Here is an 11,411-nt window from a genome sequence, read left to right on the forward strand (position 1 = left end):
AGCGGCGGTGGCCACTGGGCTGGGAGTGAAGCTAGATCATTATTGCGCTTTTTGCGGCTGCTGGGCTTTCCAGGCCTGGAATTCCTTCCACTCGGCGCGGCGCTCGGCTTGTTTCTTCACGATTTCGTCGAATTTCTTCTGTTGATCGGGTTTCAGCACGGCACGGATGTCGGCCTGGGTTTTCTGTTTGCCGGCGGCCATTTCGTCTTGCATGGCTTTCTGGTCAGCAGCCGGGAGTTTATCCAGGTACTTTTTGACCAGCTCTTTGCGAGCGTGCCATTGCTGGCCCATCAATTTGCCGATCTGCTGGCGCTGTTCATGGGTCAGATCAAGCTGGCTGAAAGGGCCACCTTTGCCCCGCATGCCGTGTTCGCCGCCGTGGCCTGGGCCACCCATCATGTGGCCTTCAGGGCCGCCCATCGGGCCTGGGCCTTCTGGGGCCGCGGCCATGGCAACGGTTGGCAGGGCAGCAGCGAACATCAGAGCGATAAGGGTCTTGCGCATGGTGATTCTCCTGTCTCTATTCCGGTGAGTCCGGATGTGAGTAGATTACGGAGATCAAGGTCAGCGGCAGTCAGGGTAGGGTAAAGCTTGGGTAAAGAGGATTTTGGGCGGGGCTGACAAAACTATCCCGGCAGGGGAGATCATGTGTGGGAGCTGTCGAGCCTTGGCGAGGCTGCGATGCAGGCACCGCGGTCTATCCGTTGCACCGAGGTGATGCCATCGCAGCCTCGCCAAGGCTCGACAGCTCCCACAGGGGACAGGTGTTGTGCTTAGAGGCTGTAGTAATAGCCGCGGCTACGCAGCGCCACGATCCGTGGCCGGCCATCGGGGTGCGGGCCGATCTTCTTGCGCAGGTTGCTGACGTGCATGTCCAGGCTGCGGTCATACAGGGTCAGCTTGCGGCCCAGGGCGATTTGCGCCAGTTCCTGCTTGTCCAGCGGTTCGCCCGGCTGGCGCAGCAAGGCTTCCAGCAGGCGGCTCTCGGACACGGTCAGGGCAAATTCCTGTTCATCGATAGTGACCACGCCACGCACCGGGCTGAAGCACAGGTCGCCCAGCTCCAGTTGGGTAGACACGGCGGCCGGGTGACTGCGGCGCAGCACGGCGCGCAAGCGGGCAGTCAGTTCGCGAGGGTCACAGGGTTTGGCCAGGTAGTCGTCGGCGCCCAGTTCCAGGCCGAGGATCCGGTCCAGGGGTTCACCCCGGGCCGAGAGCATCAGCACCGGTAGCTCCGGGTGGTCGCTGCGCAATTGCTTGAGCAGCTCCAGGCCGCTGCCATCGGGCAGCATCACGTCGAGCACCACCGCCGCCGGGGCGGCTTCGGCCAAAGCCTTGCGTGCGCTCAAACCGTCATGGCAGGCGCGCACCTGGAAACCTTCCTGGCTCAGCCAACTGGTCAGCAGCTCACAGAGCTCCTGGTCATCATCTATCAGTAACAGCTCGCTCATGACTCACTCAATTTAGCCATTGTCGACGGCGCCGGTGCCCGCCACTGGCGAAGATCCCGCACAACAGGGCGATCAGCGCGACTGCCCCGCCGGTCACAAACCATTGCTGTTGTTCGGTAAGCCAGCGTGGCAAGGCACTGCCCTGTGCTTCTTTGAGTTGCTGGGCCAGGCGTTGGTTCTCCTGGCGCAGTTTACTCAGTTGGGTACTTTCCCGGGTGGCGTCAGCACTTTGCAATTGCTTGCTCAGTTCTTCCCGCTGCCGTTCGCTTTCTTTCAAACGTTGCTGCAAATCGGTGATCTGGCTGCCGGCACTCAAGGACAGGGGCGTGGAACTGCCGGTGTTCGAGGTTTCTTCAGCGTGGGCCGTAGCCCCGATCATTAACACTGCCAACAGACACAACTGACGTAAGCGCATCGGAACTCCTGATTCCACACGAATATTCAGAACGTTGTCGGCAGGTTACCGGGAATAATGAGCGTTTAGGAGTGCGCTGAAGCCAATTGGTTCAGCGCGCAACGAATCAAGGCAGGACTTGCTTGAACGGTTTGACCAGCACCTGGGCGTACACGCCTGCCGCCACGTACGGGTCGGCGTCGGCCCAGGCTTGTGCCGCCGCGAGGGATGCGAACTCGACAACCACCAGGCTACCGGTGAAACCGGCGTCTCCCGGGTCGTTGCTGTCGACCGCAGGATGCGGGCCGGCCAATACCAGGCGGCCTTCGGCCTGCAGCTGTTTCAGGCGCTCGAGGTGGGCCGGGCGCACCGACAGGCGTTTTTCCAGGGAATTGGCGACGTCGGTGGAAATGATGGCGTAGAGCATGTCAGTCCTCGGTTTTCGGCGTGGTGGGGTCGGTGTCATGCAGGTGGCGCGACAGGTAAATACCCTGGCCGACCAGGAACAGCACGGTCATGCCCAGGCTGCCGAACACCTTGAAATCCACCCAGTAGCTCTGGAAGGTAAAGGCCACGAACAGGTTGGCGGCGCCGCAGAACAGGAAAAACACGACCCAGGCGATGTTCAGGCGGGTCCAGACTGGCTCCGGCAAAGTCAGCGCATGGCCCATGATCCGCTTGATCAGCAGGCGGTCACCGATGAAGTGGCTGCCGATAAAGGCCAGGGCGAACAGCCAGTTGACCACCGGGGCTTTCCATTTAAGGAAGGTTTCGCTGTGGAAGGCCAGGGTCAGGCTGCCGAACACGAGGCAGGCGATCAGGGTCAGCCATTGGCTTTTTTCCAGCTTGCGCTGGGAGATGAAGAGAGCGCCGTAGACCACCACGGAGCTGATGATCAGCACCGCCGTGGCGCTATAGATGCCACCGACTGTCAGCTCGTGGCCGGCAATATCGATGACGCGAGGGTCGATTTTGTAAACGATGAAAAACAGCAACAGCGGGATGAAGTCGATGAATTGTTTCACAGTAAGAGCCAGAAGCTGGATGTGGCGGCATAATAACAAACATCCTTGGTAGCGAAAGCGCCAGCTGACTTGAGGTTACACACTCCCGTGAATGTTGATTTGCACTGCCATAGCACAGCCTCCGACGGCGCCCTGGCGCCCGCGGTCCTGGTTGCGCGTGCGTTTGAAAAAGGCGTGCGAGTCCTGTCGTTGACCGACCACGACACCCTCGAAGGCCTGGCAGAAGCCCGTGAAACGGCGAATGCGCTGGGTATGCAACTGGTCAACGGGGTTGAATTGTCCTGCACCTGGGGCGGCGCAACCATTCATGTATTGGGCTACGGTTTCGACGTCAACGCGCCGCCGTTGGTTGCGGCCATCGCCCAATTGCACGATGGCCGCTGGCTGCGGTCCGAAGAAATAAGCCGCAAGCTGGCCTTGAAGGGCATGCCCAACGGCTTGGAGGGCGCCCGCGCCATCCAGCAGGAACTGGGCGACAGCGGCAACGCCCCGGCCCGTCCGCACTTTGCCGACTGGATGGTGCGTGAAGGGTTTGTAAAGGATCGCGCCGAAGCATTCCGCAAATGGCTGGGCGCCGGCAAGCTGGGAGACGTCAAGCAACACTGGCCGACCCTGGAAGACACCGTTGGCACGTTGCGGGCAGCGGGCGCGTGGGTCAGCCTGGCACATCCCTGGCATTACGATTTCACCCGCAGCAAGCGCCGCAAGCTGATTGGCGACTATATTCAAGCGGGCGGCCACGCAATCGAAGTGGTCAACGGGCATCAACCCGCCGAACAGGTGGGCAGCCTGGCGATTCTTGCCCGCGAATTTGGTCTGCTGGTCAGCGCCGGCAGTGATTTTCATGGCCCTGGCGGCTGGTCCGAGATTGGCGAATACCGCGCAGTCCCGGAAGATTTGCCGCCCCTTTGGTGTCGCTTCAAACATGACCCCATTATTGCCACCGTCTGAACAGGTAGAACACGTGAGTCAATTCTTCCAGATTCATCCGGAAAACCCGCAGGCGCGGCTGATCAAACAGGCCGTGGAGATCATCCGCGCCGGTGGCGTGGTGATCTATCCCACGGATTCTTCCTACGCGATCGGTTGCCAGATCGGCGACAAGAATGCGGTGGAGCGCGTAAGACGCCTGCGTGACCTGGACAAGAACCACAACTTCGCGCTGATTTGCAGCGACCTGTCCCAACTGGGGCTGTTCGCCAAGGTCGACACCGGCACCTTCCGCCTGCTCAAGGCCCACACGCCGGGACCCTACACCTTCATTCTCAACGCCACCCGCGAAGTGCCGCGTCTGCTGTTGCACCCGAAGAAGCGCACCATCGGCCTGCGGGTGCCGGAACACCCGATCGCCCTGGCGTTGCTGGCCGAACTTGGTGAGCCACTGATGAGCGTGTCGCTGATCCTGCCGGGTGAAGAAGAGCCGCTGTACGACCCTTACGAAATGCGCCGCCTGCTGGAAAAACACGTCGACCTGATCATCGACGGCGGCTATGGCGGCAACAAGGCCTCCACCGTGATCAACCTGGCCGACGGTGAACCGGAAGTGGTGCGCGTGGGTTGCGGCGACCCGGCACCGTTCATGGTCGAGGCCTGAATGTCGGCCGTGGAAACCGTCGACAGCCAGGCGGGCGCCCAGCAGGAACTGCCATTTGCCATGGTCTACGGCCAGGCCGTCATGGAAATGCCGCTGGACCTGTACATCCCGCCGGACGCCCTGGAAGTCTTCCTCGAAGCCTTCGAAGGCCCGCTGGACTTGCTGCTGTACCTGATCCGCAAGCAGAACATCAACATCCTCGACATCCCGGTGGCGGAAATCACCCGCCAGTACATGGGTTATGTCGAGTTGATGCAGACGGTGCGCCTGGAGCTGGCCGCCGAATACCTGGTGATGGCCGCGATGCTCGCGGAGATCAAATCGCGCATGCTGCTGCCGCGCTCGGAAACCATCGAGGCGGAAGAGGACGACCCGCGCGCCGAACTGATCCGTCGCCTGCAGGAATACGAGCGCTTCAAGGCCGCGGCCGAAGGCATCGACGGCCTGAGCCGGGTGGGCCGCGACGTGGTGGTGCCCAAGCTCGACGCCCCGGAAGCCCGGGCGCGCAAGCTGTTGCCGGATGTGAGCCTGGAAGAATTGCTGATGTCCATGGCCGAGGTGCTGCGCCGTGGCGACATGTTTGAAAGCCACCAGGTCAGCCGCGAGGCGCTGTCCACCCGTGAGCGCATGAGTGATGTGCTCGACCGCCTCAAGGGCGGCGGTTTTGTGCCTTTTGCCGAACTGTTTACCAAAGAAGAAGGGCGCCTGGGGGTGGTGGTGACCTTTATGGCGATCCTTGAACTGGTCAAGGAATCCTTGGTCGAGCTGGTCCAGAATGAGCCTTTTGCGGCTATCCACGTGCGGGCGCGAGCCGAATAAAGAGCTGAATCGATGAATCTGACTGAACCCCGCGAACTGGCCCCGCTGCTGGAGGCCTTTCTCCTGGCCTCGGGCAAGCCGCAATCTTTGGAACGCCTGTTCGAACTGTTTGAAGAAGCCGAACGCCCTGAGCCGCCGGTGTTCAAGAAGGCCCTGGAGATTCTGCGCAAGTCCTGCGACGGCCGTGCCTTCGAGCTGCGGGAAGTGGCATCCGGGTATCGCCTGCAAATCCGCGAGAAGTTCTCCCCGTGGGTCGGCCGCCTGTGGGAAGAACGCCCGCAGCGCTATTCCCGGGCGATGCTGGAGACCATGGCACTGATCGCCTATCGCCAGCCGATCACCCGGGGCGAAATTGAAGACGTGCGGGGCGTGGCGGTCAACAGCCATATCGTCAAGACGCTGCTGGAGCGCGAGTGGATCAGGATCGTTGGCTATCGGGACGTGCCCGGCAAGCCGGCGATGTTCGCCACCACCAAGGTGTTCCTTGACCACTTCAACCTGAAAAACCTCGACGATTTGCCGCCGTTGGCTGAGTTGCGGGAGATGGAGCCGGACCCGGTTCTGGACTTCGACGACGCCCCGGTGCCCGCCGGGTTGCAGGAGCTTGCCGACGCCAGCGCCGAGCCGGAAGAGCCGAAGGACGAAACCAGCTTCCATACGCTGCTGCTGGAACTGGACGACATGGAGCAGGGCATCAAGACCGACTTCGACGATTTGCTGCGTGATGGCGCGGTCAGCGATGGGGAGCCGGCGCCCGTGCTGCAACTGAACGATGAGGTTGAGGCGCCAGTCGAAGTTGAGCCTGAGCCTGAACCCGAAGAAGACATTCTCGGCGTAGCAGAAGCCCGCGCCAAACTGCTGGCCGCTGTTGCAGCCCTTGAACAACCGCCCCTTAGCGACGAAGAGGACGAAGCCCGGGCCCTGGCCGAAGCCATCGAAAACGAACGCCGCCAATTCGAAGACTGACGCCGCTTCAAAATGTGGGAGCTGGCTTGCCTGCGATGCAGGCGATCCGGTCTTTCTGCTACACCGAGGTGATGCCATCGCAGGCAAGCCAGCTCCCACAGAAAACCAGTGCCTGGGAGGATTTCAATGAGCTCCACCAAAGACCCCTGCATCAGCATCTGCAAGTTCACTGACGATATCTGCGTGGGTTGCGGGCGCAGCAAGCGTGAGATCCGCGCCTGGAAGAAACTCGACAAGGTCGATAAGCGCACGGTGCTGGCCGAAGCCGAGCTGCGCCTTCTTGCACTGGGTGCCACCGGTCGGCGGAAAGGCAAATGAACCTGCAGTTATCGGCTAGTCTCTGATGCGCAACGCGCGCCATGAGCGTATGATTCGCGACCCTTTGGCGATGCGTTCGCCAAACGCCCAGCTTTTACTATCTTCAGGCCAAGCCTGAATCGACACACCGGGAGGTGCTTAAGATGAGTGACCAAGACCAGAACGACAGCCAGGAAATCGGCCCCGCAGGCGAAAAACTGCAGAAAGTCCTCGCCCGTATCGGCGTAGGCTCGCGCCGCGACGTAGAAGCCTGGATCACCCAGAAGCGCATCAAGGTCAATGGCGTTGAAGCCACCCTTGGCCAGCGCGTCGACCTGCACGATGCCATCACCATTGATGGCAAGGTCATCAAGCGTGAAGAGGCCGCCGAATCGGTGCGCCGCGTCATCATGTACAACAAGCCCGATGGCGAAATCTGCACCCGTGACGACCCGGAAGGCCGTCCCACTGTATTCGACAAGATGCCGCGCCCTAAAGAAGGCCGCTGGATCAACATCGGTCGTCTCGACATCAACACCACCGGCTTGCTGATGTTCACCACCGACGGTGAGCTGGCCAACCGCCTGATGCACCCTTCCTACGAGATGGACCGTGAATACGCGGTACGTGTGCGTGGCGAAGTCGATGACGAAATGATCGAGCGCCTTAAAGCCGGCGTCGTGCTGGAAGACGGCCCGGCCAAGTTCACCGACATCAAGCAGGCGCCGGGCGGCGAAGGCTTCAACCATTGGTACCACTGCGTGGTGATGGAAGGCCGTAACCGTGAAGTGCGTCGCCTGTGGGAATCCCAGGGCCTGGTGGTCAGCCGCCTGAAGCGCGTGCGTTTCGGCCCGGTGTTCCTCAACTCCGACCTGCCGATGGGCCGCTGGCGCGAAATGAGCCAGTACGAAGTCGACATCCTGAGTGCTGAAGTCGGCCTGACCCCGGTGGCCATGCCGCAGATGAACGCCAAGAGCAAAGACAAGCTTGAGCGTATGCAGCGTAAATCGTCGCGCCCTGTAGCGCGTACCGACCGTGTTGCCCGCACCCTGCGCCCGGCGCTGGATGCACCGGCCACTGGTGGTCGCATCTCCCGCGAGCCGCACATCGAAGGCGAGCGTCGTCCTTCGGCACCGGCTCGTCAGGATGGCGAACGTGCTCCGCGCGCGCCGCGTCCAGCCGGTCGTGGTGATGCACCTGCAGGCGGTCGCGGTAACCGTGGCGAGTCCGGCCGTGGTGCTCCGGCTAGCGGCCGTGCCGACGACAACGCCAGCACCAAGCGCCCCGCCAAGCCAGCGCCGAAAAAGCGCCCGGGCCTGAAACTGGTCGATGACGCGCCATCGGGCAAGCGTCGTGGTGCACCGGCCGGTTCCGGCCAGCGTCCAGGTTTTGGTCGCAAGAAGCCGCAGTGATTCGTTAAGCGCTGCATAAAAAAACGCCAACCTCAGGGTTGGCGTTTTTTTTTTGGTCTGGATTTGGAGTGCACTCTACAAAGCAAACCTGCTTTCCTGTGGGAGCTGGCTTGCCTGCGATGGCATCGCCTCGGTATTGCCGGTGGACCGAGTTGCCCGCATCGCAGGCAAGCCAGCTCCCACATTTGATCTCCATTTGTTTTGACGGCCGTGTCAGAACATGAAGGCCCCATCAAATACCGGCTTGTCATCCAGCGCCAACACGCCGCTGGCGAAGATCAGGTCCAGATGATGGCTGCCTTTCTGCCCGCCACCCAGGCCCAGGTGCAGCCCGCAGTGGCGCTCTTCAAAGCCGGCATTGCGCGCATACAAATCCTTCACGCCTTCATTGGTGCCGATGCCCAGCTCCTCCACCCGGCGGTTGGACGGGTTGGCATTCAGGTATTTGTTGAAGTCGTCCGCCAGCCCCGGTACTTCGCTGGCCACGGTGCATATGGTCGAGTTCTCGATCCACAGCTCCAGCGGGGATTGCAGCACGCCGTATTTACGCGCAAAGGGGATGGTGCTGAGGAAGGTGCCGACAAACCGCACCTGGCCGTTGATGGCCTCGCTGTGGGTGGCGATCTCGCCGGGCGCCAGGTCGTGGTTGCCGACGCCGTTGATATTGGTCCACTTCTTGATGCTGCTCATGGGCGCTTCAAGGCGCGAGCCATGCTGGTCGGTGAAGCTCAGCACGCTGGCCTGGGACATGCGCCGGATCAACGTGGCGTTGAGGTCGGCAATCCGCTGGGGGGCGACGCTGAAGGTGTCGTAGAAATAATCGCCGTAGTCCTTGAGCAGCAGGGATTTTTTCCAGTGCTCAGCCATCACGCCTTGCAGGGCGCGGATAAAGTCCGGGCCTTCGGCGCGTGGGTTGGGCAAGGTCGAGGAATCGTAGAGAAACATGTACAGGTCGCAGTCTTCGATGGCCTTGGCCAGCACTTCGCTGGGGGCCTGGTCCAGGCGTTGTACCTGGAAGTCGAAACGCGCGGCGCAGCCCTGGATGATCGATTGGGCGATGGCGTCGTAGCGTTCGGTATGGCCGAGCAGAATGGTAGGGCGGTGCAGGCCGGCGAGGGCCGGGTGATGGGCGAGGTAATACAGAAAATGTTCGACGGCGCGGGCCTTGTCCATGACGTCCTTCCTTCAAAGCCTTCGGTAGGAGCAGTGGCAGGTGCGGCGTCCCGCACCTGCCGGGGTGCCTGATCAGATTAGAAAGGCCACATCGCGGTGCCAAATGGCACGACGGCATCGGCTTGCATCATTTCAACGGCGGCCTCGTGGGTCGGCGCTTCAAACCAATCGTCGAGTTGCAGTTCGGTTTCCAGGTCGTTTTCCAGTGCTTGCATGGTGAATCTCCTAGATGACGTTGTTTGAGAACGAGCTTGCCAGCGGGCTGCGCTGGGCAAGTGGATGAACCTAGAAGAGTGTGTTTGGGAATGCAAAATTTTTATTGACACGGTTTCATTTGGATTTTTTATTCCGCTTTGATGGCTATTTGGTTTATGTCGATGAAACAGGCAGTTGGCTGTGTGTTTTTGTAGGAAGTGGCCTGTCGTCAATTTCTCTATATCTGAAAGAATTTTCCCAATGTCCCTGCTATCTGCCGCACAGCATCCTGTCGGCCCAGACAGGTTTGGCGGTGTACAATGCGCCGCGTTTTACTGTGATCCCACTCTTTCAGGGCTATCCGCCTTGTTCATTCCGCCAGGCCACAAGCCCGTCGGGTTCGATTTCGTCACAGATAAAAACAACAGGTGACGTATGACCGTAAGAAAAAACGCTGGACCGGGGTTTGATCGGCGCTGCTGTAGCCCGTTACCAAAGCAGCACCCCTCCATGAGCACCATCAAACCTTGCGTGAGACCCTTTTCATGAGTGAAGCCAACTCGCATTCAGGCGAACTGAAGCGCGGCCTGAAAAATCGCCATATTCAACTGATCGCCCTCGGTGGCGCGATTGGCACCGGGTTGTTCCTGGGTTCGGCCGGCGTGCTGAAATCCGCCGGGCCGTCGATGATCCTCGGCTATGCCATCTGCGGCTTTATCGCCTTCATGATCATGCGCCAGTTGGGCGAAATGATCGTCGAAGAGCCGGTGGCCGGGTCCTTCAGCCACTTTGCCCACAAGTACTGGGGCGGTTTCGCCGGCTTCCTGTCGGGCTGGAACTGCTGGATTTTGTACATTCTGGTGGGCATGTCGGAGCTGACGGCCGTCGGAAAATACGTGCACTACTGGTGGCCCGAGATCCCGACCTGGGTGTCGGCGGCGGCCTTTTTCGTGCTGATCAATGTGATCAACCTATCTAACGTCAAGGTCTTCGGTGAGGCCGAGTTCTGGTTTGCGATCATCAAGGTGGTCGCCATCGTCGGGATGATCGCCCTGGGCAGTTACCTGCTGGTGAGCGGCACCGGCGGGCCACAAGCTTCGGTGAGCAATCTGTGGGAACACGGTGGGTTCTTCCCCCATGGTGTCGGTGGGTTGGTGATGGCCATGGCGATCATCATGTTCTCGTTTGGCGGCCTGGAGATGCTCGGGTTTACCGCGGCTGAGGCGGACAAGCCACGCACGGTGATTCCGAAGGCGATTAACCAGGTGATCTATCGGATTCTGATTTTCTACATTGGTGCGTTGGTGGTGCTGTTGTCGTTGACGCCTTGGGACAGCTTGCTGGAAACCCTGAATGCTTCTGGTGACGCGTATAGCGGCAGTCCGTTTGTGCAGGTGTTTTCGATGCTGGGCAGTAATACGGCGGCGCACATTCTCAACTTTGTGGTGCTGACGGCGGCGTTGTCGGTCTACAACAGTGGCACTTACTGCAACAGCCGCATGCTGTTGGGCATGGCCGAGCAGGGGGATGCGCCTCGGGTGTTGGCGAAGATCGACAAGCGCGGGGTGCCGGTACGGTCGATCCTGGCGTCAGCGGCGATTACGCTGGTGGCGGTGTTGATGAATTATCTGATTCCCCAGCATGCGCTGGAGTTGCTGATGTCGCTGGTGGTGGCGACCCTGGTGATCAACTGGGCGATGATCAGCTTTTCGCATTTCAAGTTTCGCCAGCATATGGATCGGACGGGGCAGGTGCCGTTGTTCAAGGCGCTTTGGTATCCGTATGGGAATTACGTTTGCCTGGCGTTTGTGGTGTTTATCCTTGGGGTTATGTTGTTGATTCCGGGGATTCAGGTGTCGGTGTATGCGATTCCGGTTTGGGTGGTGTTTATGTGGGTTTGCTACGGCATCAAGAATAAGCGCAAGGCTCGGGGCGCGGTGGTGTTGAGTTGATGGTGTACATATCCGTTGCTGCGGTAACGGCTGCTTAGGGTTCCGCTCTTACAGCGGGTCACTTTTGGCAAACGCCCCAAAAGTAACCAAAAGGTCTTTGCCCCACCACTCGGTGCCTCGCTTAGGCTCGGCA

Annotated in this window: 14 protein-coding genes; 7 read left to right on the plus strand and 7 right to left on the minus strand. The window is 60.3% G+C overall.

Features of this window, described 5'->3' with window-relative positions; genetic code table 11:
• Window positions 1–39: 39 nt before the first annotated feature.
• From M2400_RS31070 to M2400_RS31090, 5 genes are all read right to left on the minus strand, one after another.
• The gene (locus M2400_RS31070) at window positions 40–504 is read right to left on the minus strand and encodes a hypothetical protein (RefSeq protein WP_010169894.1); all 465 of its coding nucleotides are present in this window, start codon (window positions 502–504) and stop codon (window positions 40–42) included.
• 269 nt (window positions 505–773) lie between these two features.
• Window positions 774–1,451, minus strand: coding sequence for a response regulator transcription factor (locus M2400_RS31075; protein WP_003220065.1), 678 nt, complete (start codon window positions 1,449–1,451; stop codon window positions 774–776).
• A gap of 7 nt (window positions 1,452–1,458) precedes the next feature.
• On the minus strand, window positions 1,459–1,866 hold the full coding sequence (locus M2400_RS31080; RefSeq protein WP_010169893.1) for a translation initiation factor 2: 408 nt from the start codon (window positions 1,864–1,866) through the stop codon (window positions 1,459–1,461).
• 106 nt (window positions 1,867–1,972) lie between these two features.
• Entirely contained in the window at window positions 1,973–2,272 is a 300-nt protein-coding gene (locus M2400_RS31085; RefSeq protein ID WP_010169892.1) for a YciI family protein, read from the minus strand.
• A 1-nt stretch (window position 2,273) separates the two neighbouring features.
• Window positions 2,274–2,870 (minus strand): septation protein A, encoded by a 597-nt coding sequence (locus tag M2400_RS31090; RefSeq protein WP_259198726.1) that lies wholly within the window; start codon window positions 2,868–2,870, stop codon window positions 2,274–2,276.
• A gap of 87 nt (window positions 2,871–2,957) precedes the next feature.
• Here M2400_RS31090 and M2400_RS31095 point away from each other — a divergent pair, with 87 nt between their 5' ends.
• The 6 genes from M2400_RS31095 to rluB all read left to right on the plus strand — a co-directional run bounded on the left by M2400_RS31095 (window position 2,958) and on the right by rluB (window position 7,958).
• Window positions 2,958–3,821 carry a PHP domain-containing protein gene (locus tag M2400_RS31095; RefSeq protein WP_010169890.1) on the plus strand — a complete coding sequence of 288 codons (864 nt, stop codon included), beginning with the start codon at window positions 2,958–2,960 and terminating at the stop codon, window positions 3,819–3,821.
• Between the two features lie 13 nt (window positions 3,822–3,834).
• Window positions 3,835–4,464, plus strand: coding sequence for an L-threonylcarbamoyladenylate synthase (locus M2400_RS31100; protein WP_003220075.1), 630 nt, complete (start codon window positions 3,835–3,837; stop codon window positions 4,462–4,464).
• A 120-nt stretch (window positions 4,465–4,584) separates the two neighbouring features.
• Complete coding sequence (locus tag M2400_RS31105) at window positions 4,585–5,283, plus strand: ScpA family protein (protein WP_177042780.1); 699 nt, start codon at window positions 4,585–4,587, stop codon at window positions 5,281–5,283.
• A 12-nt stretch (window positions 5,284–5,295) separates the two neighbouring features.
• Window positions 5,296–6,249 (plus strand): SMC-Scp complex subunit ScpB, encoded by a 954-nt coding sequence (scpB, locus tag M2400_RS31110; RefSeq protein ID WP_177042765.1) that lies wholly within the window; start codon window positions 5,296–5,298, stop codon window positions 6,247–6,249.
• 126 nt (window positions 6,250–6,375) lie between these two features.
• Complete coding sequence (locus M2400_RS31115; protein ID WP_003220079.1) at window positions 6,376–6,567, plus strand: DUF1289 domain-containing protein; 192 nt, start codon at window positions 6,376–6,378, stop codon at window positions 6,565–6,567.
• A 143-nt stretch (window positions 6,568–6,710) separates the two neighbouring features.
• A complete protein-coding gene (gene rluB, locus M2400_RS31120; protein ID WP_177042764.1) occupies window positions 6,711–7,958 on the plus strand; it encodes a 23S rRNA pseudouridine(2605) synthase RluB in 1,248 nt (415 codons plus the stop codon).
• 213 nt (window positions 7,959–8,171) lie between these two features.
• On the opposite strand, the gene M2400_RS31125 is transcribed toward rluB, so the two are convergent.
• Together M2400_RS31125 and M2400_RS31130 are read right to left on the minus strand one after the other, a co-directional pair.
• On the minus strand, window positions 8,172–9,131 hold the full coding sequence (locus M2400_RS31125) for a leucyl aminopeptidase (protein ID WP_259198725.1): 960 nt from the start codon (window positions 9,129–9,131) through the stop codon (window positions 8,172–8,174).
• Between the two features lie 77 nt (window positions 9,132–9,208).
• Window positions 9,209–9,346: a hypothetical protein gene (locus M2400_RS31130; RefSeq protein WP_003175756.1), complete on the minus strand. Its 138-nt coding sequence runs from the start codon at window positions 9,344–9,346 to the stop codon at window positions 9,209–9,211.
• Between the two features lie 525 nt (window positions 9,347–9,871).
• Here M2400_RS31130 and M2400_RS31135 point away from each other — a divergent pair.
• A complete protein-coding gene (locus M2400_RS31135) occupies window positions 9,872–11,278 on the plus strand; it encodes an amino acid permease (RefSeq protein ID WP_177042762.1) in 1,407 nt (468 codons plus the stop codon).
• The last annotated feature ends 133 nt before the right edge of the window (window positions 11,279–11,411 follow it).

Origin of the sequence: Pseudomonas sp. BIGb0558, assembly GCF_024807515.1 — a bacterium.
Classification (GTDB): domain Bacteria; phylum Pseudomonadota; class Gammaproteobacteria; order Pseudomonadales; family Pseudomonadaceae; genus Aquipseudomonas; species Aquipseudomonas yamanorum_A.